Source organism: Rhizobium sp. P1_E1, from assembly GCF_056406015.1.
The window spans coordinates 1-23385 of record NZ_JBFUAY010000091.1; the positions used below are offsets into that span (position 1 = coordinate 1).

The window sequence follows — 23385 nt, forward strand, 5'->3', positions numbered from 1 at the left end:
GGCTAAAGCCGTGCCCCTCCGAGGAGAAGCTCAGATGAACCGATTTTTCGCATTTATCGCGACCGGAACGCTGATCAGCCTTGCCACGATCATTTCGGCTTGCACTTCGTCCGGAAATCTCGACCAGACGTCGTCGATCGGCGGCGGTTATGGCGGTTATTATGAGCGTCAGCCGCTTAATCCGGCGTGTGGGGGTGGGTTCAGGCCGAGCGATGGCCGCTCTTGTAGCTATTAGAAATGTGCGCCGATCGGGCATGATGCCGCCGGACGAAGTCGTGTGATACTGGCCATCCCCACAGACGAACCATCGCGGCAATCAGACTTCTCATTTTCCAGCGCTAGTAGCTGCACGGACGATCATTGCCGAATCCATCGCGGCAGGCAGGCCGAAGGGCAAAGTCTGCACTCTGAGCGGTATAGCCGACCGAACCCGTCTGCACCGAGTCGTTTGAGCTCGTGGTACACGACGACGCCGATACGGCAATGACGAAGACGGCTGCCATGGCTGCCGATAGTTTGCGAGTTTGAAGCATCTCCCCACCCCTTACTGGCCAAAGTGTCCGTATAATCCTGGCAAGTAGGGCCGATGAGGCGTCCTGATAACTGTCGTTGTCGATCAAGATTTTGTTATTGCCTGAAAACCCCTTCGCTGGCGTTCGCTGCCACGATCAAGGTTGTCTCGGCCACGCCTACAGATGTCGTTTGTTTGGACAACGACGATATGGGGAGCCGCAGCCTGTCAAAGAGGTCCCATTCAGCAAGTCGATTTCCCTATTTGGCCTACGCGGGGATCGGTATCAAATGCGAAGAAGCTGGACATTGAGGGCGGGCACCTTCGGCTTGACGGGAAATGAAATGAGCACGGCGTTTTCCCTTCTAGGTTGGTTTGCCACCATTTACAGGGGCTGGAACCTACTCACGTCTCTGTTCGAGCGGAGCCGAAGGACGTCCGAATTGAAGCGTGCCGGAATCGCCTTCCTTGTCCTAACCGCCTCGATCTTAATCAGCGGCATTTTGTTCGAAAACGATGCGCGGAATGAGGGCTCCGAAAGTGTGAACGACAGGCAAGATGCCAATAGCGTCGGCATATACGATCCTGCAGTTTGGAAGGCCGAGAAGGCGGCGGATCTCTCTTCGAAACGGCGAAGCACGTAGTCCAGGTCGGTCTCATTCCACTGGACTGAGCAGTGCTGCGGGGGTGTGGCTGACACACTGTAAACATCGGGCGAGGGCAGGCCATGCTCAGAGAAAAGCGCTTGCAACACTTCGATTGCAGTCTTGTCCATCCAGATGCGGCAATCTGAACGGCGCGAGAGCAGCCATATCTGCGGGCGTATGGTCAGCGTATAGGACCGTAGGCCCCGCGTTACTGGCGGGCCTTCTGAGAGCCTTGTAACGAGGCCGTTGAAGGGCCGTCGAAGGCCTTCGGCGATCTCGACGTCGACGGTCACCAGGTTGCCAATCAGCTCTTCCGGCTTCACCACTTCACGTTTGGCACGAACGACGAGCTTTATCTCGAAAAGTTGATTTACCCCTTCCTCGACCGACATCCTCTCCGGTAGGAGCTGGTCGTCACCCAACGGTGACGTAAGCTTTAGAACGCGATTTGCTTGGATGAAATCGGAAGACAAAAAGAGGTCGTTCATAACGTTCTCCGAATGAAATCCCTGAGATACGCTCAATCTAAGGTTCTATAATCATCAATATCGGCGGCAAGTAGGAACCTCTGAGGGTCTGTCAACCCCGGCACTCGGAAAGCGTGTGGAGTCGATTGAGACCCGACGGCAGATCAAGTTGGAGCTGCTTACTAGCCGCACATGAAAGATATCATCGATACCTGGTGAAATGATTGGGGATGCTAACCTGCCCACATGGATAACAACTACATCATCGAGCAAGCTGCAGAGCTGATCAGACCCTATCAGACAACGGGAGGTCGCTTGTTTGGCGACGTCGGTGCCGTGGCGATATCAAGCACGGGAAACCGGTAATTGCGAACAAGTTATTGTTGCATTAGATATTCACCAAGACGAGATTTCGTCCACGGAGATGGAGAACAGCATGACCGATCTGACCGCGCAAGGGAACGCCATCGTGGCGACTGCAAGCACGGCCGTTGCCACGGTTCTGAAGGAAGGCGGCGAAAAGCTGCAGCAGGCTATCGACATTGTGAAGTCGCTCGGTCTGCGTGGTGACGTTCGCAAGCCGCAGGCTATCGTGTCGATCATCGAAGAGATCAAGGACGCCGATCCGGACCTTGCCTATTTTATCGCACGCACGCTGTCTGAGCAGGAGGCTTTCGACGACCTGGTCGTCCAGAAGATTTCCGGCATCGCCGTCGGCGACGACTATAAGGAAATCACGGCAGCCTTCGACTCCATCCGCGCCGACGCCAAGAAAGCTGTGCTTGATGCAGCCGATGGCAATGAATCCATCTGGGGCAAGATCACCGGCTTCTTCAAGGAAGCGACCCAGGGCGACATCGCCGACCGTTTCTCAAAGATCGAAGATCGTTTCGAGCAGGTCACGACGACTCTTGCGGCCCAGCTGAAGGGTGAAAAGGAAATTCTCGAAGCCTACCAGCTGTTCCGTGGCGCACTCGGCCAGTCGCAGGTCGCGGCGCTCGCGATCAAGGCGAACCTGGAAGCGACCTGGAACGCGGCCAAGGAAAAGGCGGAAACTGCGCAGAAGGCTGTTGATGATGCCCAGGCTGCTGATGAGGCGACCAAGGTCAGTCTGCAGATCGCTCGCGACAGCGCCAACGACGCTCGGTCAAAGGCCGAAAGTCAGTTTGATATCGGCAAGGACCTCGCCGACAACCTGATGATCGCCTACAACATCACAGAAGTGACCATGAAGAAGCTGGAAGGCACCAGTAAGCTCAAGGACCGCATCTATAAGCGCTCTGTCAGCTTCTATGCCACCAACCGTTCGACGCTTGCTTCGCTGAAGGCGAACTACAACGCCACCATCGGTCTGGCCGAGGGGACCAATGCCCTGGACTCCATGACCGGCGGCATCAATAAGTCGCTTTCCGATCTCGCGGATGTTTCCGGCGAGGTGAACGCCAAGGCAATCAGGAGTGGCTACGGAAAGACCATCGACGCTGATGTCGTCAAGACGCTGGCCGAAGCCCTTCTCGTCGAAGACGAAGAAAACGCCAAGCTCATCGAACAGAGCCGCGCGGAAGCTAGTCAGAACGCGGACGAAATTCGCGCGTCGGTCGAGGACGTCAAGCGTCGCTATGCGGCAATGGCGAACAAAATCGCAGCGTAACGGGTAATATCCATGGCAGCTTCGTCAGCATCGGGCGCGAGCCCTTCCTTCGGCGACATGTTGGGTGTTTCCAACATCATCGACGATATTCGAGCCAGCGACCGGGTGGTTGACTTTGAATTGGGGGCCGGTGAACGCCGGAAGGCCCTCATCCAGCGCCTCAAGGAGCAGAAGGCCAAGGAGGGCGTCGTCGTCAAAGATGACGTCATCGAAGCTGCCGTGGAGCAATATGAAGAGCGGCGTTTCACGTTCACCCCGATGAAATCCGGGGCTAACCGGCTCGCGGCGACGGCTTACGTGCGTCGCGGCCGGTATCTCCGCAATACGGCCATTGCGGCGGCTGTCCTGGTGGTCGGTACGGTAGCGTACAACGTTGGCTACGATCAGTTCGTGATTAAACCGCGTGAGGCGGCCATCGCCCGCGAAGCGGCGGCAAAGGAAGCGGCGGCTCGCGAGCTTGAAACTGCGCTCACCGTTCGGCTCCCAGCCGAATTGAAGGCGGCAGTGTCGTCGGCAACCGTCGCCGCAGACCGCGTGTCGGATGTTCAGGCCAAGGCTGACATCGATAGCCGAAATACAGAGGCGCTGGCTGCCATCACCGCTCGCAACGTTGCGGGTGCTGAAACGGCAATCCGTCAAATTGGCACTATCGAAACGTCGATGCGTTGGAAGGAACAACGGGTACAGCAGGTGGCAGCCAAGCTTGCGATTCAGCCAAGCCAACTTCAGGCCGCCTACACTTCGGCCAAGGCACTTGCTGTGGCGGTCTCCGACAATCAGGCTGTCACCGACATCGAAAGCCGCAATACCGAAGGTCTCGGCGCGATTGCTGCGAAGAATGTCGAAGGTGCGCAGCAAGCTATCTCGGCTATCGGGGTGATTGAAAGTCATCTTCGACAGGTCCAGGCGCAAAAGCAGCTTACTGGTGAAGCGGCGAACTTCGTTGCTGATGCGGACGCGTCCCTGTCTCGTTATGTTAATTCGGGCAACCCTCTCGACGATGGCGCTCGTACCACGCTGACCCGTCGACTTTCGTTGATCACGGAAGCGGCCGAGGATGGCGACGGTCAGCAGATGCGTCAGGCTATGACGTCATACAAGAACCTCGTCACCTACGTTCAGAACGAAGCCAAGATTAGGATCGTCAATCGTCGTGGCGTGCGAGCCGGTGTCGAGCGGGATGGCACCCGCTGGTATCTTGTTGTCGAAGCACTTGTCGGCGGAAAGCCCGTTCCAGTCGAAGTTGGTAACAAGGAGGACGGCATTGCTGAGACGGTTCCCTACTGGGGTATTCGGGTTTCCAAGCGCCAATACACCAAAGTTCTGGACGATTACTCCGATGACAAGATCATCGACGACGACCGTGCCGGAACGAAACCCAAGGGCTCGCTCGATGTGAACTGGACCCTTGACGCCATCGACAATCAGACGATCACGCACTGGTAGGGAGATCGACCATGATCTCAGGATATGACGTTTACCGCCAGTTCAGCAGCATCCGTGACGATGTCGAGCGTGACCGTCGCAACATTTCCGAGAAAATTCTCGGCTTGCAGGGCGAAGTCGACAAGCTACTTCGCGAGCAGTCTGGGCTCTTCAAAAAGTTGGCGGCATTCCACGTTTCCGCAGGTGTCGCCCTCCCGGCTACCGTCGAACAGGCCCTTGACGAGCGGAAAGCCAAGGTGGCCTCCAAGAAGGAAGAGGTCGGCGAACGCACCCGGCTGATCAGTGTCTCGAAGAAGCAGGTCGCGATCCTCGACGAGAAGATCAATGCCCTCACCGCCGAAATTGAAAGCGAAGAAGCCGCGATCCGTGAGCGCTTCATGGCTGACGAGCGGGTCAAGCCGATCTATGTTGATCTGGCGGCCGCCTCGCAGGCTCATGGCGACATGAATCGTGCGCTACAGGCTGCCAACGAAGAGCTGGCTGAAAAGCGCCTTGCGTTCGAAAAGGACGAACTGTTCGTCTACCTGCATAAGCGCAAGTTCGGCACGCCGGATTACAAGGGAAGTCTCCTTCCGATCACGCGGATGCTTGATCGTCGGCTTGCCAACAGCTTCAACTATGTCGTTCAGGCTGCCGACTACGATTTCCTCGTTGCCCGGCCGGGTATGATCGAAGATCGCATTGCGGCTCGCAAGCCGGAGCATGAGAAACTGCAGGCCCAGTATGATGTACTGGAAGCAGAATATTTCGACGTCACCAAGCCGAAGCGCGATGAGCTGGAAACTCTGAAGGAACAGCGGCAGCAGGCAATCGACAGCGGTAAGAGCCACGCCGATGCACTTGCTACGATCAATCAGTTCCTGGCCGACGCCGCACTCGCTGAGGACGCCGACCTGAAGTCGATCATCTCGAATTTTGCAGACTTGCTGGCAAAGCCGGATTTCCAGTCGAAGATGCGTGCGATGGCAGAGCAGACGCCTTCAACTGAAGACGACGCGACGGTTTCACGCATCCAGGCAATCGCCTCTGAGGTCGCAACCCGCGACAGCCAGATCGACGACGAGAAGCGCAATCTCTCTTCTTGCGAGAGCAAGCTTGAAGGTCTGCGCCGCATCGAAAGTGAGATCGACCACAATAACTGGCACGCGACTGGTCATACGTTCAGCGGTGTTAACGTTGGCACGCTCGCGGACGCCTTCCTTCGCGACATGATGACGGACGCGAGCGTCATTGGGCAGCTGAACGATGCGCACCGCGACCCGCCTCGACCGCGTCCGACACCATCGTCGGGCGATTTCGGTGGTGGCTTTGGTGGCAGCTCGTCCTCCAGTTCCTCCGGTGGCTTTGGCGGCTTCGACGATTCGTCGACCACCAGTTCGTTCGGTGGCAGCTCGTCACACACGACGACCGGCGGGTTCGGTGGAGATTGATTGGCAGTGGGCGATGAAAGTCACCTTCCATTTGGCAGGCGGGAGAATGTCGTCTATCGTGTCAGTACGATATCTCCCGATGAAATAGTGGACGTTCGCATCACCGAGCCGTTTTAAAACCTCGAATACTTTGGACATCGGCCGCCTCCTTCTGGTCCGGAAAATCAGCCGAATGATCGGCGCTTCGCGAGCGACCAAAATGGCCGCTCCTGAAAGGCGACGGGTTAATGTTTCCTGGCGGCCGAACGCGGTCATCGTTGTTCGCGCCGCTCTGCTGGCACCCCAGCGCGAGGGTCTTATTCTCCGAAATAGCAAGTTGGTAGGGTATGTTGTTCTTTATCCTTTTTGTTTTGCCGTACATCGTCGGCTTCGTCGCGCTTGCGTTCTGGCGACAGGGGTGGACGCTTATGGCGGCAACCGTCGCAATGATTGTTGTCTATTTCTTTTCCATAGGATCAGGGGATGGCCCAGGCGCGTTCGCGGCGGATGCCCTTCCAGCTGTCCTCGCGGCTGGAATTGCAGCCGGGCTAGTAACCAGCGTCATTGCCATCACGTCGAACTATCGACCTGGCTACATTGTAGCGGCAATGTTCCCACTCGGATATATCGCTGGTTATACGGTGATCAGGTACTTCTGAAGCCCTCAGGGATATCGCGCCCGTTCGGAAACTACGTGGGAGCGGAATCGGACTCTTTGGCCCAGCCGACCTGGCACCTGCGCTCAGTGGCGATCTGCAACATCGCCGAGTAAAGCCGTTGACGATGGGGTCGGACGAACGTACATCATTTATTACTTCGCACCTGCGGTAATTATCATACGATTCAAAACGCTAAATAATAACAAAAATCAGTTGCTTACTCGAAGTTTCTCGACTACGTTTTTTACAGAAGAGTTCCGAAATAACCGGCCCTCGCCGGCGATACTCAGCGGTCGTTTGACCTCGCTTGAGGAGGATGATGACGTTGTTTGTCCGACTTCGTTTCTTCGCAACGGTGCAGCGAGTGCGTGATCTCGTCTCGATCCGATACCGACCTACGACGGCAATCTGACGCGTCGTAAACCCTTTGTTCCACTTTTCTAAGATGGTGCTCCCGTGTGGCGCGCCCGAGGTTTGTTATGCAAAAGCAAGCTGTCGTATTCAACGGTCAGGAAGTCGGGATCGCGGTCCCTGTCGAAAACCGCCTCAAATTCATCGCTGTCCGGTTCAATGTCATCGACCTGGACAACAGGCTCTTCGACACGGTTACCGAAATCCGGCGCGCCATTACCGAGCATCTCGCGTCCAGCGGTCGTGCGATCACCTCGCACTGAATGGCAGGAGATATTTTTCTACGTCATGCGGCGTCCGTCATCGGAGGCCGACATGAACGCAATCCCCATCTGCTTCACTACGCTGCCCGATTACGAGAACTCAAAAGTGAAGAATGGTGGACGAAAGAGCATCAGCCGAGGCGGGTTCAATGCCCCACGTCTCAACCATGAAACTCCCGAACACCGTCATCGAACTGAATTCTCTCGTGGCTCCGAGGTCGGATGTCGTGTTGATGTCCAAGCTGATCGGCCAGTGCTCAGGGCTCTTGCTTCCTACTCACGAACTTCAAGCTTGTCGCCATATTTCAAGGCGAGCCGACGGCAGTCCTCGCAATTCAACATAATGCCCTCCGCAACGACACTCCGCTGGAACTCCGAGAGTGGAATCCCGCCTAGCCGCCGCAGGACGGGGCGGTTAGAACCGGCGCTCGAACGGCAGTCAGGAGTTCCAAGGCAAAAGCAGCTCAGCGTCGTGCAGGAGTGACCAATCCAGCGGTTCACTAAGGGTTTGAAAACACCGCTCATTTCCTGTAAAATATGCGGGACAGGAGGCGATATAAAGCCGTCGTCCTGTTGACCAGGGGAAGCCGGCGATACGGGCCGCACGGCGCAAAACCCTGGAAAAAGTGGTGGGCCCGGAGGGACTCGAACCCCCAACCAAGCGGTTATGAGGCGTAGGACCCGATCGCTTCAAACGCGTTCACAGGCGTCCAGGAACTCTGCAATGCCATGAATCATTTTGCGATTCCTCGCGGCGGGGCTGATCGCAAGCATCCAGGGGCGTCCGTAGTCGCAGCGCCCGATGTTGCCAGATCCGATGCCATTCCGGTGTCATTTCCGTTGTCACGGGAACGGCTAGTTAGGGCTTCCGGGCAGCAGCGTCAAATGACCGATCCGGCGAATGGTGCGAAGGACGCCGTGAGCCAGCACCTATCGGACGCAGCAAGGACTGGATGGGAGGCCCAAGGCGGACATCGGCCCGCACCCGCGTGATCGCATCGCTCGCCGTCCATCCGGGGCGCCCGGCTTATCCACGAGCTCGGGCCCGTCGTCCCGCGCGGTGGACCGCCTCAAGCCGAGTAAGCGCTATGCCTGCGGTAAAGTGGCTCCGGGAACGAAGGCGGCCGTACTGTCTCCGCTTCCGTCGTCGTACAACCAAAGGCTGCTGATTGGATTTGCTGTCGTGGCAATGGTGGTCCTCGTTTTCGCGGGAACTACAGGGCAAGCGCTGAAACTTTCGAGCCCGACCTTGATCATATATCGATATAAATTATATTATAACATATAATGATTTCAAACACGGAGCCAGTCATGCCCATCACCGCTATTTCCGAGAAGCTTTCTGTCTCGTCGCAGCCGAGTATTGTGGAGATCCAGTCGCTCCGCGACAAAGGATTCAAGACACTCATCAATAACCGACCGGACGGCGAGGATCCTGCACAGCCGGGCACGCAAGCGGAAAGCCAGGAAGCGAAGCACTGCGGCCTGTCCTATGCCTTCGTCCCGGTCACGGCCGGCACGATCACCGAGGCGGACATACGTGCGTTCCAGCGCGCCGTCGACAAATCCGACGGACCCGTGTTCGCCCACTGCAAGACCGGCACTCGGTCGCTAAGCCTCTACTTGATCGGCGAGGTCCTTGACGGCCGCATGCCTGCCGACGAGGTCGTCGAATTCGGACGYAACCGCGGCTTCGACACCAGCGCCGCCGCAGCCTGGCTCGTGCAACATGCTGCCCGCAGGCCGCAGGTAAGGGGCTTCTTCGACAAGCGGACCTGGAGCGTCCAGTATGTGGTTTCCGATCCCGCGACCCGCAAGTGCGCCATCATTGACCCGGTGCTCGACTTCGATGAGAGGGCCGGAGCTACGGCGACCATCAACGCGGACGCGATCCTCGACTACATCCGCGACAACGCGCTGACGGTCGAGTGGATTCTCGACACCCACCCCCATGCCGACCACTTCTCCGCCGCCCATTATCTGCAAGAGAAGACCGGCGCACAAACGGCGATCGGCGAGCGCGTCGCGGACGTCCAGAAGCTGTGGAAGGGCATCTACAACTGGCCTGAGCTTGCCACCGACGGCTCGCAATGGGACCGGCTGTTTGCCCATGGCGAGACGTTCAAGGTCGGCTCGATCGATGCCAAGGTGCTGTTCTCTCCGGGACATACGCTCGCCTCCATTACTTATGTGATCGGCGACGCTGCCTTCGTGCACGACACGCTCTTCATGCCCGACAGCGGTACGGCACGTGCCGACTTCCCCGGCGGTGACGCGCGCGTCCTGTGGAAGTCGATCCAGGACATCCTCGCGCTCCCGGATGAGACGCGGATCTTTACCGGCCACGACTACCAGCCGGACGGTCGGGCACCTCGCTGGGAAAGCACGGTGGCCGATCAGAAGAAGTTCAACCGCCATCTTGCTGGCGTGACGGAAGAAGAATTCGTGGCGCTCAGGACGAAGCGCGACAAGACGCTGCCGATGCCGAAGCTCATCCTGCATGCCCTGCAGGTGAACATCCGCGGCGGGCGCCTGCCGGCGCCGGAAGCCAACGGCCAGCGCTACCTCAAATTTCCGCTCGATGCATTACAGGGAGCAGCATGGGAATGACCACCGATCTAAAGGCGATGAGGAGGGTGGGGCTTTCCCCCGCCGAGATGGCCAGCCGGGCCGGAGAGGTAGCGAACCTCCTGAAGACGCTGTCCCATCCGGCGCGCCTGATGATCGTCTGTACCCTGGTGGAAGGCGAGTATTCGGTCGGCGAGCTTGAAGAGAAGCTCGACCTCCACCAGCCGCATCTGTCGCAGCACCTGACGGTACTGCGTGGTTCCGGGATCGTCGAAACCCGGCGGGAGGGGAAACAGATCTTCTACCGCCTGACGGAAGAGAAGGCCGCACAACTGGTCGCCGCCCTCTATGACATTTTCTGCGTAAAGGATGACAAGTGAACGCGTATCTCCCCTCATTGGTCGGGGGCATGCTGATCGGCGTGTCGGCCGTCATGCTTCTGCTCCTCAACGGCCGGATTGCCGGGATCAGCGGGATCGTCGGGCGTCTTGCTCAAGGGATCGGTTTGACGACCAACCTTGCCTTTGCGCTCGGGCTGCTGCTCGGGCCGCTCGCCTATCTGCTCATGTTCGGTGGATGGCCGGTCGTGCAGATCACCACCGGTTGGCCGCTGCTCATCGTGGCCGGACTGCTTGTCGGCTTCGRCTCGCGCATGGGATCGGGCTGCACCAGCGGCCACGGCGTGCTTGGGCTTGCCCGCCTGTCGCCGCGGTCGATGGTAGCGGTCGCCACGTTCCTGACGGCTGGCGCGGTCGCCGTCGCATTTCTGCGAGGTGTGGGGTTATGAACCGGAACATCAACCAATTCGTGGCGGCGCTCGCTTCGGGCGTTGTCTTCGGCTTAGGACTGTCCTTGTCTGGCATGCTGAACCCTGTCCGCGTCCAGGGCTTCCTCGACGTCTTCGGGGACTGGGATCCGAGCCTTGCCTTCGTTCTCGGCGGCGCCGTCGTCGTCGCCTTTATCGGCGTGCAGGTGATGAAGCGGATGCAGCATCCAGCCTTTGACGACAGCTTCCACGTGCCGACGAGCCGCCGGATCGATGCTCCGCTGGTCGTTGGTTCGGCCTTGTTCGGCCTAGGCTGGGGGATCGGTGGCTTCTGTCCCGGTCCGGCAGTCGCATCCCTATCGGTCGGCCTTCCCCAGACGTTCCTGTTCGTCATCGCCATGCTGGTCGGGATGACCTTGTATGACAGAGTATGGAGCAGACGGACGTGAATACCTCCATTTTGGCGGCAGTTGGCTCCGGCGGAATCGTCGGCTTCATGCTCGGCCTGCTCGGCGGCGGCGGGTCCATCCTGGCGACGCCGCTACTACTCTACGTGGTTGGCGTGTCCCAGCCGCATATCGCCATCGGAACGGGTGCGCTTGCGGTCTCGGTGAATGCCTTCGCGAACTTCGCAAGCCACGCGATCAAGGGGCACGTCTGGTGGCGCTGCGCGGCCGTCTTCTCTGCACTCGGCGTCGTCGGCGCCCTCGGCGGTTCCAGTCTCGGCAAGGCGATGGACGGAGATCGCCTGATTTTCCTGTTCGGTATTCTCATGCTCGTCGTCGGCATCCTGATGTTGAAGCCCAGGAAGCCAGTATCGGCAGAATGTCGGCCCATCGATCTTAAGATGTGCCTTGCCGCCGCGACCGTGGCACTCGCCGCCGGCGCTACATCGGGTTTCTTCGGGATCGGCGGGGGCTTCCTGATCGTTCCCGGCCTCATGCTGGCGACGGGCATGCCGATGATCAACGCGATCGGGACATCTCTCCTCTCCGTCGCTGCGTTCGGACTGGCGACGGCCCTGAGCTATGCCAGTTCAGGCTTGGTGGATTGGTGGCTTGCCTCCGAGTTCATTGGCGGTGGCATTGTCGGCGGCGTTCTTGGCATGCTGCTCGCTGCGCGGCTCAGCGGCTACAAGGACATCCTCAACCGCCTGTTCGCAGCGCTCATCTTCGTGGTCGCTGCTTACATTTTGTATCGGAACTGGGGGACGGTGGTGCCGGGCTAAGGCGCCAAGCGAAGGGCTCGACAGCGGACGAGCCGCGACTTCCGGCCAGAAGTGACCCTTCGCGTATAAAAAGCGAGCGACCCTTTCAACACCAACACGTTGACCACCTCGTAGAGCCCAGCGGCGTCATTGCTGGTGAGAACCAGATGGTCAGTACCCATCGTGTCTGAAAGCGACATGCTACCACTCCGGCACGGCCGCGCACGGAGCGCGGCCATGTTCCTCTCTGTGTCAATGCGCCATGAATATTGGCATGCTGCTTTGCTCGATCATGTTGCGCGTCACGCCTCCGAAGAGCGTCTGCTGCCAGCGAGGGTGATTGTATGCTCCCATGACGATAAGATCAGCGTTCAGGTCCATCGCATGCTGCCTCAGGACCTCGTCGGCCGTGTTTCCGCCGCTGGCCACGCGATCGACCTGAACATTGACCCCGTGACGGGACAGGAAGCTTGCGATGTCGGCGCCTGGTTCTTCTCCATTCACCCGCTCTCGCGAGACTGGATCGACCATCGTCACGTAGACGCAGTCCGCCGTCTTCAACAGGTCGAGGGCCTGCCTTGCGGCACGCGACGCCTCGTCGCTCGAATCCCATGCCAGTACGATCGATTTTGAAGTGGAAGAGAGCGGCCGCCGTCCGCGGTTGATGATGACCGGCGTCGGCGTATGGAACAGAGCGCCATCCATGACCCGCTTCTGGAGTTCCTCGTCCTTGCACGCTTGGCGGCCGACGAGAACGACGTCGGCATAGAGCGCCCGTTCTGCAATGTCCTCCCGCGCAAAAGCATATTCCGTATAGACGTCCTGCACATCGTAGGAGAGTTCGGTGCGCGAGAGGTAGGCCTTGATCTCTTCGGCTTTCTTGACGAGTTCCTCGATTTCGCGCTGGCGTTCTTCCAGCCAGACGGTCGACAGGGAGTTGTATTCTCCCATCATCGGCGACGCGCCCATGCAGATCACGACCGCGCTGAGATGCGCTCCGGAGGCGCCGCAAAACTCCACGGCGGCCTTCAGGTCTTCGTCGAAATATTTGGAAGTCAGGATGCTCATTACCGTGCGAATGGACATTTCGATCACCTCTCTTGTTGAATATCGAGAGGATAACGGCACTTGCGGCGACGTTCTTTGATCTTCGTCAAGCATGGGATGAACGATCGCGGCGTCGCCGGGAGACGAACTTGTCGACCTCGGTCACGAGAACGAGGGAGCTAGCGATCAGCATGCTGAGGCCCCATTCAAGAGGCGTGATCGGCGAAAGGCCGAGCGTTCTGCTAAGCCACGGCACGTACATCGCCGAGATGTGGATCGTCTGGGCGGCGAGCACGCTGAGGAGCAGGAACCGGTTCCGAAGGATATCGACGGAGAATATCGATCGTCTTTCGGAGGAGCACGCCAGGGTCTGGACGTTCTCGAACATCACGAAGATGAGAAGGGTTATGTTGCGGGCTTCGGGAACGCCATATCCATGCGCAATCATCCACTGGAATGCCAGGAACGCTGCTCCGCCGATCACGACCGTCGATTGGACGACGCGCCGGATCATCGTCCGGTCGAGGACAGGTTCGAGCGGAGAACGTGGCGGCCCCGCCAGTTCGTCTCCTTCCGGCCTGCCGCCGGCAAGCGCGACGTCCTGGATGCCGTTTGTCACGAGATTGAGCCATAAGAGCTGAACAGGGAGGAGCGGCATGGGCAGGCCGAACGGCAGCGCGAGCATGAAGAGCAGGACCTCGGCGGCGCCCGTTGCGACCGACATCAGCACCACCTTGCGGATGTTGCGATAGGCCGCCCGGCCTTCTGCGATCCCCGCGACGATGGATGCAAAGTTGTCGTCCGTGACGACGAGATCGGCGCTTTCCTTCGCCWCGYCCGTTCCCCTGAGTCCCATCGCGACGCCGACATGCGCCTTCTTCAACGCCGGACCGTCGTTCACGCCGTCTCCGGTGACGGCGACGATGTGGCCATTGCGGATCAGAGATGCGACGATCGCCGATTTCTGCGTTGGCTGCACGCGGGCGTAGATGCGGGCCTCTCTTGTGATCTCGTCCAGCCGTTCGTCGCCCGCTCGAGCGGCTTCATCGATGTCGTGGCCCGAAACGACCTGGCCCGCGTGAAAGCCCAGGCCGGCATCTCGGGCAATCGCGGCAGCAGTCCGCGGGTCGTCCCCGGTCACCATCACGACCTCCACGCCCGCCGCGTGGCAGTCTTTCATAGCGTTCGGCACTTCAGGCCGGACCGGGTCCTGCAGTCCGGCCAGCCCCAAGAACACGAGATCGACAAGGTGACCGTGTCCGAGGCTTCCGGCGAGGGACGCGCCGATTTCCCCTTCGGCGAACGCGAGCACCCTGAGGCCTCGAGCGGCCATTTCTTCCTTCTGCGCCAAAAGCGACGCACGGTCGATTTCGACTAAGTTTCCCGCGGAGTCCATGCGATCAGACATTTCTATGAGCACCTCCGACGCCCCCTTGACGAAGACATGAATCCGATCACTGCCGTGGTGGAAGGATGCAGCGTATTTGTGCTCGGGCTCGTAGGCGATCCTTGCCGCCAGCGGGTATCGGTCGTTCAACTCTTCCTGTCCCAGCCCGGCCTTCCGTCCTGCTGCAAGAAGCGCCACGTCGACCGTGTCTCCGGCGGCGACCCAGAGATCGTCGCGGCGAGCCAGGGTTCCTTCGTTTGCGAGTAGTGCAGCGCGTAGCAGCCTGCGCGCCCTCTCGCGGACAAGGTCGCTGTCCAGGCCGCTCGCCCTGATCTCGCACTTGTCGAGATCAGCATGGGCGTCCAGGGCGATGTCCGTGCCGTCCGGCAGGCGAATTTCGGTCACCGTCTGCACGTTGCTGGTCAAGGTACCCGTCTTATCCGTGGCGATTATCGTGGTCGAACCCAGGGCCTCAACGGCCGGCATGCTTCGGACGATGACGTTGCGGGCGGCCATCCGCCGCATGCTGACGGCAAGCGCGACGGAGATCGCGATCGGGAGCCCTTCGGGAACAGCGCTCACCGCCAGACCTACGGACATCATGACAAGATCGTGCAGAGGGAGGCCCCGCATGAAGCCCGCGACGACCAGCACCAAAGCTGCCAATCCTACGAAAACCGCGAGCGCGTTCGTGAACTTGGCCAGACGGGCAACAAGCGGGGGCTGCGACGAACTGGCTCTTCCCAACTCGGCGGCGATGCCGCCAAGCATGGTCGCGGTACCCGTAGCGGTCACGACGCCCTTGGCTCGCCCGCGCGTCACCAAGGAACCTGCGAGCAGCATGGAACTGGCGGCGGTTTCATCCGACGAGCCTTCGACGGTTCGCCCTTTGGGGACCGGCATCGACTCGCCGGTCAGAAGCGACTCGTCGCATCGGAGATCACTTGCATCGACAAGCATCAGATCGGCAGGGATTCGGTCGCCGGATTCCAGAAGAACGAGATCGCCCACGACCAGCCGCTTGGCCTCGATCCTGCAAGCCACGCCGTCCCGTATGACCCTGGCCGACGGCTGCTCAAGCTTGCGAAGGGCGGCGGCCGCTCGATCCGCAGAATACTCCTGGTAGGTGCCTATGGAGGCATTGATCAGAAGCACGACGAGAATGAACAGGCCGTCTTCGATCCTGCCGGTCGCAAACGAGAGCGCCGATGCCAGCAAGAGGATGTAGATGATCGGATTGCGAAATTGGATGAGAAAGACCCGCAGCGGCGATGGGGGCTCAGGCTCGGGCAGCGTGTTGGGTCCAAGCTCGGCGAGGCGTTCCTCGGCCTCGGTGCTTGTCAGTCCGATCACCGCAGGCGTCGTGGGGGCGGGTGTCTGCGCCGTCAGATTCATCATGGGCTCCGGGCTTGTCGCGACGATTTCATTGAAGGCTCCCCCGACAGCCTATGTGCTCCCGCGCACGAGGCATTGACCGGGATCAAGGAGCTTCGATCGAACTGAGATATGCTGGAGCCGATTTATGGACCGCGGCTTTATGCGGCCACGCGCTGCGCTTGGATCGGTTCCCGACGGTGCCGCGTGTGGACCCGCATCGATCAGGCAAGATTGGAAGGCACTAAAATGAATAAAAGCTCAGTACAGACCGTGTTGCAGACGATGAAGGATGACCTTGTCCGTCGTCTCGGAGCGATCGATGCGGACTTCTGCGTCGCGCTCGAGAAGGACAGCGAGGAGCGCGCGACCCAGGTTGAGAACGACGAAGTTCTTCGCGAGATGCAAGCCGAGGGGCGCGACCAGATTGCGGCCATCGACGCGGCGATCGATCGGCTGAACGACGGCACATATGGGCGATGCGTCAAATGCCATCATCCGATCGGCAAGGAGCGGCTAACCGCGGTTCCCTATACGCCGTTCTGCATCGATTGCGCAAAATCGTTCCGCTGACTTCTGGATTGATGGGAGGGTGAAAGGTGGCTACAGCGGCGGCTTGGAGGGCTGGTAGGTGGACGTGGCCTCAGGGCCGGGTGTTGCGACTGAGGGACGGGAGCTCCGGATCGGGCCTTCTGGTGCTGTCGTCGCTTCTTGCACTTGTGATCGCATTTGCCTTCTATCTCGCGGGCAACGGCCTTGGATACAAGGCAATCCTCAYCGGCTGCACCAGTCTGATCCTCGCGGCTCTTTGCGTTGAGATCGCCAGGAAGCTGCGGAAGGAGGAATACGGCCTGGACCTGATTGCGGCGCTGGCCATGGGGTCCTCCCTGTGGTTCGGCGAATATCTTGCCGGCGCGATCGTCGGTCTCATGTATTCCGGCGGTCAGTTTCTGGAGGCATACGCACATCGTCGCGCCGACGAGGGCATGTCGGCCTTGCTGGCGCAAGTTCCGCGGACGGCCCTGCGGCTTGCCGGAAACGGTTTCGAAGAAATTCCGATCGAGACGGTCGCGGTCGGCGACGTGCTCCTCATACGCAAGGGCGACGTCGTACCGGTCGACGGGGCGCTCGTCGGCGAAGTCGCGACGATCGACCAGGCGGTGCTGACCGGAGAGCCTCTCCCGGTGCGCATCGCCAGGGGTGCCAACATTTCAAGTGGCGCTACGAACGAGGGGGACGCGATCGAAATCCGCGTTCTAAGCCGAGCCGAGGACAGCACCTATGCCGGAATAGTCAGGCTCGTGGAAGCATCGAGGCGCTCCAAGGCGAAGCTGATGCGCCTGGCCGACCGGTTCTCGGTTTGGTTCTTGTTCGCCACGGTTGCGATTGCAGGAGTCTCGGCATTCATGTCCGGAGACATGTCGCGGATCGTGGCCGTGCTGGTCGTCGCCACGCCCTGTCCGTTGATACTGGCCGTGCCCGTCGCACTTGCTGCAGGCACTTCAAAAGCAGCCAAGGAGGGCGTTCTGGTGAAGGGCGCGAGGCCCCTCGAGGCACTCGCCCAAGCCACCGTGGCGGTATTCGACAAGACAGGGACGCTCACCGCGGGACAGCCGGAAGTCGGCCATATCGAGGGGCCGGTGCATCCAGACAGAATCCTGCGGTTCGCCGCCTCGCTGGACCAGGCGTCGGGGCACGTGGTTGGACGCGCGCTGGTGGACGAGGCGCATAGACGTGGGTTGGTACTGAGCCGTCCATCGGAGGTGACCGAGACCGCGGGATCCGGAATTTCCGGAATCGTCGATGGCGTGCGTGTCGGCGTCGGAGGAGACACGTATTTCGGAGAGGCGCCGTCGTCCGGGGCTGACGGGTCACGCAGTGCAATGCGTGTAAAGGTGCTGTTTGACGGCACGCCGGCTGGCACGATCACGCTCGAAGACCGGCTACGCGAAGACGCTGTCCAACTCGTCGCCCAGCTCAGGGCGTCGGGAATCTCTCGAGTGGTCCTGGCTTCTGGTGACGAGTTGGCTGTCGCGGCAGCCATAGCTCGCTCGCTGGGCTTGGACGACGTCGCGGCGAGGCTCGCTCCCGCAGACAAAGTCGCAGTAATCGAGAAAGAGCGCGTCCACGGGAAAGTGCTGATGGTCGGCGACGGCGTGAACGACGCGCCAGCGCTGGCGGCAGCCGATGTCGGAATCGCGGTCGGCGTCGAGAACCTTGCCGCGGCCGCGGAGGCTGCGGATATCGTGCTCGTCCGGGACGACCTCACCAAGATAGCGACGGCGATCGGCATCGCGCGTCGTTCCCGCAAGATCGCGCTTCAAAGCATCTATGCCGGCATAGGTCTCTCGCTCCTCGCGATGGGGTTCGCGGGAGCGGGATACCTTCCGCCAGTCGGCGGCGCATTGCTTCAGGAGGCCATCGACGTGGCGGTCATTCTCAACGCCCTTCGCGCTCTCTAATGGGCGAGAAGCACCGGCAGCTCTGCCTTGACGAGCAGTTCCCGAGTGACGCCGCCGAGGATGAACTCACGAAGCCGGGAATGGCCGAACCCTCCCGCGACGAGGAGGTCCGCCTTTCGTTCCAGCGCGGCCGATTGAATGGCGGCGGTCGCGGTCTCGCCGCCTGCCTGGATCGCAACGTCGTCCACGTCCAATCCTGCGTGCTTCAAAGAGGAGATCAGGAGGGCGCGGTTCGCCTCGTCGATCTCCTTGTCGTCGGTGATCGAGATGACCTGCACCTTGATCGCGCGTTCGATGAAGACCCGTGCGCAGGAAAGGGCGCGCGCTGCAGTGGCGCTGCCGTCCCAGGCGACGGCGATCGTGTCCACACGAGAGTAGACGCTGGTGGCTGGAAATAGCACGAGCGGACGGCCGCTTCCGAATAGCAGCGTTTCGGAGAGTTGTCGGGAGAGCTCCGAGGCTTCGACGATGGAAAGGTCGTAGCACTTGGCAATTTCAGAAAAGCGTTCATAGACGAACGGTTCCCTGACCTCGAATCCGTGGATTCGCACCTCGAAGCCAGTTTCCGAAATAGCGTCGGCGACGTGTTCCCGCAGCGAAGTCCCGCTGTCCCGGCTATACCGCTCTGCTTGTTCCCGCCATGTGTCGACATCGATAAAAGTGGGAAAGGGCTGATGGACCTGGGGGATCCGGACTTGCGGGATGCTTGCGACGAGATCGGCGTCGTTCTGCCGAGCGAGGTCGATCGCGTTGTCGATGACGGTGAAGGAACTCGGGTCCGGATAGGTCGACAACGGAAGATGGAACTGCGGCTTCATGCTGGCCTCCTGAGATCAAAACAGCCGTCATGATGCATGCCGCAGGGAAAGTTCGCATTGCGCTTTGTCAAGGCCGCGGCGCAACGATGCTCGTATGATCGTGCCTTCACTAAAGCTGGAGAACGCGGCCATGACGATCAAGCTGACGGAGATCAACCCCGGTGAGTGTTACCGGATCCTTGAGAACGAGCGCTTCGGTCATCTCGCATGCTGCAAGGATGGCCAGCCCTACGTGGCGGCAATCTACTTCGCCTTTTCCAGCGGCGTCGCCTATAGCTTCACCATGCCTGGCAAGAAGCTCGACTGGATGCGGGGAAACGACAAGGTCTGCCTTCACGTCGAGCAGCGTTCGAGCGCCGGCGGGTGGACGAGCGTCGTCGTCGAAGGCAGGTTCGAGGAGTTTCCTGACAGCGACGCGCGACGAAGCGAAAGGCTCCATGCGTGGTCGCTTCTCCAAAAGTATTCGGACTGGTGGGAGATCGGCTCTATGAAGCCCCACGAGCTCCCCATGCTCGATGGTCCTCCTCACGTCTTCTACGGCATTTCCGTCACGGCCGTGTCGGGACGCAGCGCGGTCAGAACGGAATGACCGTCGATGCTCGAGGCGAACCCACATCTCACAAGAGGAGCACCACATGACATACCTCCCCGGTCCAAGCGCCACATTCAACTTCGACCTCGCACCCGTCTTTCGCGCGGTGGCTCTGATTCAAGACGAGACCTTTGCCGCGGCCACGGTCACCACGGATCTGACGGCGTCCGCCGCGCGACGGGGGCTCCGATACTTCGAATTCCTCGCTCGACTTGTCTGCAGTATCGACCACGGCGATGCGGTCGAAGTACTTTCGGACTTCGTCGAGACCGAGCTGGAGGAATATCCTAAGGAGGTGTCGCGGCTTTGCGAGACCCGTTCACGACTGTTGTCGCACGCGGCAGAACTGTGTCGCGACGTTGCCGCCGGTCAGGTCAGCGGGGCTGAAGCGAAGACGGTCGTGTAAAGCGCGCGGCGTCACCGGGTCGTTCGCAAGACGAGCACGGAGCATGGTGCGCGCTGCACGACGTGGTCTACGACCGAGCCGAAGACCCGGTCGAGCACGTCGTCCCGATGAGAGGCGATCACGACGAGATCGGCGGAGATCTCTTTTGCGATGGCGACGATGAGCTGCGACGGGTTGCCCGCCCGGACGTGTATAGAAGCAGGAGTGCCGGTCGACCGCAGGGCTTCCGAAAGTCTGGTCTCGGCGGCGGCCATCACCTCGACCGCCCAATCGTCCGGCGATGCCGACGAGGGCAGGCCCTCCACCGCGTGAATTAGGTGGAGGCTTCCGTTGGGCGCGAGCTGCGCGCGGGCCGTTTCGAGGAGCTGGAGCATGCGTTGCCGGGATCCTCGGCCGATGGCGCAGACGACTGTGGCGAACATGTCAGTATATGTCCTTTCCAGACAGGCTGACGAACTCGGTGGTCAGTCCATCGTCATGCGCTTCCTTGAGAAGCCGATCGGCGCTCATGATGTCGAGACACATGGTGCCAGTGAAGGATTGCCGGAGCGCGCAGCAGAAATGGTCTCTCGCCCACGCCTGGCCCCGCGGCGTGGCCGCCGTCACCTCCCAGCGGTCCTCGTCCCGACGTTCGAGAACAAGGTCTGCGGACGTTCGCTCGACTGGAGGAATGGTCGTGGCTATGTCGGTTGCTGCCTTGCGGGTCTCTTCTTGTTCGCGCATGTCCGTCTCCTTTGGATGAGGTCGTGGCGCTGTGTCCAGAAGGCTATCTTCTCCAAGGCGTTCCGTCTTTGACGAGCATCAATCCGGATGTTTGACCGGGATCAAGCCAAGGTCGGGAAGGTGGTGATACGATTAGAGCGTGGCACATGCCGGTGGAGGGAAGCGTGAAGGCGATGGTACTCGAACAGGTGGGGCGGCCGCTCCGTCTCGTGGAGCGGCTGGACCCGCCAGCGTCGCCCGGCCGCGTCGTCATCAAGGTGGAGGCCTGCGGCGTCTGCCGGACGGACCTTCACGTCTGCGACGGAGACCTCTCCCAGCCAAAGCTTCCTCTCGTTCCAGGGCATGAGATTGTGGGAACCGTGATCGAAACGGGCGAGGGCGTTCCTGGTCGCCTTTTCGGTCGAAAAGTCGGGGTACCCTGGTTGGGCCACACCTGCGGCCACTGTGCATATTGCCGAGAGGGTCGCGAGAATCTTTGCGACGCCCCCGGCTTCACCGGCTTTACGATCGACGGCGGCTTCGCGACGCATGCGGTCGTCGAGGCGGGCTACGCGTTCGAACTGCCTGACGATACGGACCCGGTGGCGACCGCGCCTCTTCTCTGCGCTGGCCTCATCGGGTGGCGATCCTTGAAGATGGCGGGTGAGGGGAGGACGATCGGCATCTACGGGTTCGGCGCGGCCGCCCACATCCTCGTGCAGGTGTGCAAACATCGGGGCCAGAGCGTCTATGCGTTCGTGCGTCCTGGAGACGAGGCTGGGCAGAAGTTCGCGCTTGATCTTGGCGCCGTCTGGGCCGGGTTCTCCGGTGAGAGGCCGCCGGTGCCGCTCGACGCCGCCATCATCTTCGCGCCGGCCGGCGAACTCGTGCCGATGGCGCTCGACGTAGTGCGGAAGGGCGGAACCGTGGTCTGCGGCGGCATCCACATGTCAGACATCCCGAGCATGCCCTACCGTCTGCTCTGGGGCGAGCGGCGGGTCGTCTCGGTGGCGAACCTGACGCGGAAAGACGGAGCCGAATTCTTCTCGATCGCGAAGGCGACCGGCGTCCGATGCGTCACCAGCGTCTACGCTCTTGAGCGTGCGAACGATGCCCTCAACGACCTGCGCGCAGGCCGCCTGACCGGCGCAGCCGTCATCGTTCCGTAGCCGAAGACTGTCGATACCTCGACGACGGTGAGGCGACCGTCACTCTGCTTGATTGGTCTGGCCCAATAGAACGCGTCCGGAACTAAAATTCTGGAAGACGGGACACGGGAGAAGCAGGCGGCCTGATGATCCACGAGATTGAACCTGTGAATGTCCCTCCCTAGTCTGCCTCTTCGGCCGCGGCTTCCGTGAAAATCTCGGACCGGATTTCGTTCACGGTCTTACCCGCCGCACGAAGCACGACGATCCTCCGGATGGTGGCGTAGGAGTACGGATCGTTTCGGTTCGTTGCCGAATGCCTGCACCATTCGTCGAGCAGGAGACTTACCGCAACATTTTCGCTGGCTTCCGTCGATGTCGCTTCAGGACGTCGGTGGAAGGCAAGGCTCGCAAGCCCGAACAGCTTCAAACCTATCGCGGACGCTGAAAATATCATGCCGGGATATTAATGGTTTTCTTGCTCGCGAGGAAATCACAAACTAGAGGGCGGCCCTCGGAAATYGCTTGGAGAAAGAGGCCCCACTGCCACGCGCCTTTGCTTAACCGAAATCGAGCGATACCCACCCCAGGCGACTTTCCCCGTAGACGCTTTGCGTCGGCTCTAGCGAGGAGGGGTAGGCGAAGCATCCCAACGCGACGGCGACGAGCCCTTTCCTGAACTCCGGCATCCAGAAAACCGTCGACCCGCACACCGGGCAGAACCTGAAATCGATCGATCTCCCGCTGTCGCCCGACCGGACGTGGCTGTTCGATGCTCCGGAAGTCTCCATTTGATCCGCTTGGAAGAAGACGGCCACTCCGAACGCGCTGCCGGTGCGACATTGGCAAGCCCGGCAATGGCAGACGGAGATTTTGACGGGTTCTCCGTCGGCGATTATCGAAAGCTGGCCGCATGAACAACTGGCCGCTCGTCTCATTCCGTGCTCCTACTAACTGATGTCCGCGAAACCAACCGACTGGTCAGGCCCCCGTCGTCGACCGAGCACAGCCCGCGAAGCGTTTCGACGCCGGGAGCATGCCGGTCAGAGAGATAACCGCGCAGGTTCGTCGCTCGTCCGTGTAGGCACGCTACTCCGATTCCCTTTCGACAACACGCCGCGCCCGGATCGCCGACGCAATAAAGACCCGTGAAAGACCGTGGTAGAGGGGTTCGCGCGATAGGATCCGCGACGTCACGTAGCCGATCATCGACACCGCCATGACTGGGATGACTGCCTCGTGGTCGCCGGTCATTTCCAGGATGATGACGAAGGCCGTCATCGGCGCCTGCACGACGCCCGCGAAATAGCCTGCCATGCCGAGGATGGCCGCCAGCGTGATGCTGGTGCCGAGCAGGGAGCCGACGGTGCTGCCGAAACCGGCGCCGACGGCGAGCGACGGCGCGAAGATTCCGCCTGGAATACCTGACAGCATGGACAGGAAG

24 protein-coding genes and 1 pseudogene are annotated in these 23385 nt (G+C 60.4%); 16 read left to right on the forward strand and 9 right to left on the reverse strand.

Features of this window, described 5'->3' with window-relative positions:
* Positions 1–34: 34 nt before the first annotated feature.
* A complete protein-coding gene (locus AC1D1Z_RS24100; RefSeq protein WP_018446607.1) occupies positions 35–235 on the forward strand; it encodes a hypothetical protein in 201 nt (66 codons plus the stop codon).
* A gap of 103 nt (positions 236–338) precedes the next feature.
* Here the strand turns inward: AC1D1Z_RS24100 and AC1D1Z_RS24105 are convergent, their stop codons facing one another.
* Positions 339–533 (reverse strand): hypothetical protein, encoded by a 195-nt coding sequence (locus tag AC1D1Z_RS24105; RefSeq protein WP_130652799.1) that lies wholly within the window; start codon positions 531–533, stop codon positions 339–341.
* Positions 534–1115: 582 nt separating this feature from the next.
* A pseudogene (locus AC1D1Z_RS24110) lies at positions 1116–1646 on the reverse strand (contractile injection system protein, VgrG/Pvc8 family); the annotation flags it as partial.
* Between the two features lie 415 nt (positions 1647–2061).
* On the opposite strand from AC1D1Z_RS24110, the gene AC1D1Z_RS24115 reads away from it, so the two are divergent.
* The 10 genes from AC1D1Z_RS24115 (at position 2062) to AC1D1Z_RS24160 (ending at position 12026) form a co-directional block, all read left to right on the forward strand.
* Positions 2062–3276 carry a hypothetical protein gene (locus AC1D1Z_RS24115; protein WP_130653550.1) on the forward strand — a complete coding sequence of 405 codons (1215 nt, stop codon included), beginning with the start codon at positions 2062–2064 and terminating at the stop codon, positions 3274–3276.
* 12 nt (positions 3277–3288) lie between these two features.
* The gene (locus tag AC1D1Z_RS24120; protein ID WP_130652797.1) at positions 3289–4722 is read left to right on the forward strand and encodes a DUF6384 family protein; all 1434 of its coding nucleotides are present in this window, start codon (positions 3289–3291) and stop codon (positions 4720–4722) included.
* A 104-nt stretch (positions 4723–4826) separates the two neighbouring features.
* Positions 4827–6152 (forward strand): hypothetical protein, encoded by a 1326-nt coding sequence (locus AC1D1Z_RS24125; protein WP_245484560.1) that lies wholly within the window; start codon positions 4827–4829, stop codon positions 6150–6152.
* Positions 6153–6478: 326 nt separating this feature from the next.
* Positions 6479–6790, forward strand: a complete 312-nt coding sequence (locus tag AC1D1Z_RS24130) for a hypothetical protein (protein WP_047618398.1) — start codon at positions 6479–6481, stop codon at positions 6788–6790.
* Between the two features lie 479 nt (positions 6791–7269).
* A complete protein-coding gene (locus tag AC1D1Z_RS24135) occupies positions 7270–7464 on the forward strand; it encodes a hypothetical protein (RefSeq protein ID WP_003577126.1) in 195 nt (64 codons plus the stop codon).
* Positions 7465–8775: 1311 nt separating this feature from the next.
* A complete protein-coding gene (blh, locus tag AC1D1Z_RS24140) occupies positions 8776–10074 on the forward strand; it encodes a bifunctional sulfur transferase/dioxygenase Blh (RefSeq protein ID WP_168279321.1) in 1299 nt (432 codons plus the stop codon).
* The gene (gene bigR / locus AC1D1Z_RS24145) at positions 10065–10412 is read left to right on the forward strand and encodes a sulfite-sensing transcriptional repressor BigR (protein WP_130672390.1); all 348 of its coding nucleotides are present in this window, start codon (positions 10065–10067) and stop codon (positions 10410–10412) included. The genes blh and bigR overlap by 10 nt, the downstream gene beginning before the upstream one ends.
* Entirely contained in the window at positions 10409–10819 is a 411-nt protein-coding gene (locus AC1D1Z_RS24150) for a YeeE/YedE family protein (protein WP_477851784.1), read from the forward strand. The genes bigR and AC1D1Z_RS24150 overlap by 4 nt, the downstream gene beginning before the upstream one ends.
* Complete coding sequence (locus tag AC1D1Z_RS24155) at positions 10816–11247, forward strand: YeeE/YedE family protein (protein WP_033180253.1); 432 nt, start codon at positions 10816–10818, stop codon at positions 11245–11247. Before AC1D1Z_RS24150 ends, AC1D1Z_RS24155 begins: the two co-directional genes overlap by 4 nt.
* Positions 11229–12026 (forward strand): sulfite exporter TauE/SafE family protein, encoded by a 798-nt coding sequence (locus tag AC1D1Z_RS24160; protein ID WP_168279325.1) that lies wholly within the window; start codon positions 11229–11231, stop codon positions 12024–12026. Before AC1D1Z_RS24155 ends, AC1D1Z_RS24160 begins: the two co-directional genes overlap by 19 nt.
* A 231-nt stretch (positions 12027–12257) precedes the next feature.
* On the opposite strand, the gene AC1D1Z_RS24165 is transcribed toward AC1D1Z_RS24160, so the two are convergent.
* Both AC1D1Z_RS24165 and AC1D1Z_RS24170 read right to left on the reverse strand, forming a co-directional pair.
* The gene (locus AC1D1Z_RS24165) at positions 12258–13091 is read right to left on the reverse strand and encodes a universal stress protein (RefSeq protein ID WP_018246456.1); all 834 of its coding nucleotides are present in this window, start codon (positions 13089–13091) and stop codon (positions 12258–12260) included.
* Between the two features lie 67 nt (positions 13092–13158).
* Positions 13159–15837 (reverse strand): cation-translocating P-type ATPase, encoded by a 2679-nt coding sequence (locus AC1D1Z_RS24170; protein WP_477851785.1) that lies wholly within the window; start codon positions 15835–15837, stop codon positions 13159–13161.
* A gap of 225 nt (positions 15838–16062) precedes the next feature.
* Between AC1D1Z_RS24170 and AC1D1Z_RS24175 the strand changes: the two genes are divergently transcribed.
* Entirely contained in the window at positions 16063–16386 is a 324-nt protein-coding gene (locus AC1D1Z_RS24175) for a TraR/DksA family transcriptional regulator (protein WP_168278010.1), read from the forward strand.
* A gap of 26 nt (positions 16387–16412) precedes the next feature.
* A complete protein-coding gene (locus AC1D1Z_RS24180; protein WP_477851786.1) occupies positions 16413–18275 on the forward strand; it encodes a heavy metal translocating P-type ATPase in 1863 nt (620 codons plus the stop codon).
* Here AC1D1Z_RS24180 and AC1D1Z_RS24185 read toward each other — a convergent pair.
* Positions 18272–19093 carry a universal stress protein gene (locus tag AC1D1Z_RS24185; protein ID WP_027689837.1) on the reverse strand — a complete coding sequence of 274 codons (822 nt, stop codon included), beginning with the start codon at positions 19091–19093 and terminating at the stop codon, positions 18272–18274. The two genes, AC1D1Z_RS24180 and AC1D1Z_RS24185, sit on opposite strands and share 4 nt — an antisense overlap.
* 130 nt (positions 19094–19223) lie before the next feature.
* On the opposite strand from AC1D1Z_RS24185, the gene AC1D1Z_RS24190 reads away from it, so the two are divergent.
* On the forward strand, positions 19224–19682 hold the full coding sequence (locus AC1D1Z_RS24190; RefSeq protein WP_165406161.1) for a pyridoxamine 5'-phosphate oxidase family protein: 459 nt from the start codon (positions 19224–19226) through the stop codon (positions 19680–19682).
* 46 nt (positions 19683–19728) lie between these two features.
* Positions 19729–20091: a hypothetical protein gene (locus tag AC1D1Z_RS24195; RefSeq protein ID WP_027689839.1), complete on the forward strand. Its 363-nt coding sequence runs from the start codon at positions 19729–19731 to the stop codon at positions 20089–20091.
* An 11-nt stretch (positions 20092–20102) separates the two neighbouring features.
* Here AC1D1Z_RS24195 and AC1D1Z_RS24200 read toward each other — a convergent pair whose 3' ends face one another.
* Both AC1D1Z_RS24200 and AC1D1Z_RS24205 read right to left on the reverse strand, forming a co-directional pair.
* On the reverse strand, positions 20103–20513 hold the full coding sequence (locus AC1D1Z_RS24200; protein WP_018073238.1) for a universal stress protein: 411 nt from the start codon (positions 20511–20513) through the stop codon (positions 20103–20105).
* 1 nt (position 20514) lies between these two features.
* Complete coding sequence (locus AC1D1Z_RS24205; protein WP_027689840.1) at positions 20515–20814, reverse strand: hypothetical protein; 300 nt, start codon at positions 20812–20814, stop codon at positions 20515–20517.
* Between the two features lie 164 nt (positions 20815–20978).
* Between AC1D1Z_RS24205 and AC1D1Z_RS24210 the strand changes: the two genes are divergently transcribed.
* Entirely contained in the window at positions 20979–21962 is a 984-nt protein-coding gene (locus AC1D1Z_RS24210; protein ID WP_312863639.1) for a zinc-dependent alcohol dehydrogenase family protein, read from the forward strand.
* Positions 21963–22501: 539 nt separating this feature from the next.
* Here the strand turns inward: AC1D1Z_RS24210 and AC1D1Z_RS24215 are convergent.
* A complete protein-coding gene (locus AC1D1Z_RS24215) occupies positions 22502–22879 on the reverse strand; it encodes a GFA family protein (RefSeq protein WP_130713368.1) in 378 nt (125 codons plus the stop codon).
* A 151-nt stretch (positions 22880–23030) separates the two neighbouring features.
* On the reverse strand, positions 23031–23385 hold a 355-nt coding region (locus AC1D1Z_RS24220; RefSeq protein WP_477851790.1), incomplete at its 5' end, for a chloride channel protein.

What these genes read in the sequence shown, in the direction of transcription:
- AC1D1Z_RS24100 (WP_018446607.1), top strand. Translation starts at nt 35, where the DNA reads ATGAACCGATTTTTCGCATTTATCGCGACCGGAACGCTGATCAGCCTT.
- AC1D1Z_RS24105 (WP_130652799.1), bottom strand. Translation starts at nt 533, where the DNA reads ATGCTTCAAACTCGCAAACTATCGGCAGCCATGGCAGCCGTCTTCGTC.
- AC1D1Z_RS24115 (WP_130653550.1), top strand. Translation starts at nt 2,062, where the DNA reads ATGACCGATCTGACCGCGCAAGGGAACGCCATCGTGGCGACTGCAAGC.
- AC1D1Z_RS24120 (WP_130652797.1), top strand. Translation starts at nt 3,289, where the DNA reads ATGGCAGCTTCGTCAGCATCGGGCGCGAGCCCTTCCTTCGGCGACATG.
- AC1D1Z_RS24130 (WP_047618398.1), top strand. Translation starts at nt 6,479, where the DNA reads ATGTTGTTCTTTATCCTTTTTGTTTTGCCGTACATCGTCGGCTTCGTC.
- AC1D1Z_RS24135 (WP_003577126.1), top strand. Translation starts at nt 7,270, where the DNA reads ATGCAAAAGCAAGCTGTCGTATTCAACGGTCAGGAAGTCGGGATCGCG.
- bigR (WP_130672390.1), top strand. Translation starts at nt 10,065, where the DNA reads ATGGGAATGACCACCGATCTAAAGGCGATGAGGAGGGTGGGGCTTTCC.
- AC1D1Z_RS24155 (WP_033180253.1), top strand. Translation starts at nt 10,816, where the DNA reads ATGAACCGGAACATCAACCAATTCGTGGCGGCGCTCGCTTCGGGCGTT.
- AC1D1Z_RS24160 (WP_168279325.1), top strand. Translation starts at nt 11,229, where the DNA reads ATGGAGCAGACGGACGTGAATACCTCCATTTTGGCGGCAGTTGGCTCC.
- AC1D1Z_RS24165 (WP_018246456.1), bottom strand. Translation starts at nt 13,091, where the DNA reads ATGTCCATTCGCACGGTAATGAGCATCCTGACTTCCAAATATTTCGAC.
- AC1D1Z_RS24175 (WP_168278010.1), top strand. Translation starts at nt 16,063, where the DNA reads ATGAATAAAAGCTCAGTACAGACCGTGTTGCAGACGATGAAGGATGAC.
- AC1D1Z_RS24185 (WP_027689837.1), bottom strand. Translation starts at nt 19,093, where the DNA reads ATGAAGCCGCAGTTCCATCTTCCGTTGTCGACCTATCCGGACCCGAGT.
- AC1D1Z_RS24190 (WP_165406161.1), top strand. Translation starts at nt 19,224, where the DNA reads ATGACGATCAAGCTGACGGAGATCAACCCCGGTGAGTGTTACCGGATC.
- AC1D1Z_RS24195 (WP_027689839.1), top strand. Translation starts at nt 19,729, where the DNA reads ATGACATACCTCCCCGGTCCAAGCGCCACATTCAACTTCGACCTCGCA.
- AC1D1Z_RS24200 (WP_018073238.1), bottom strand. Translation starts at nt 20,513, where the DNA reads ATGTTCGCCACAGTCGTCTGCGCCATCGGCCGAGGATCCCGGCAACGC.
- AC1D1Z_RS24205 (WP_027689840.1), bottom strand. Translation starts at nt 20,814, where the DNA reads ATGCGCGAACAAGAAGAGACCCGCAAGGCAGCAACCGACATAGCCACG.
- AC1D1Z_RS24215 (WP_130713368.1), bottom strand. Translation starts at nt 22,879, where the DNA reads ATGAGACGAGCGGCCAGTTGTTCATGCGGCCAGCTTTCGATAATCGCC.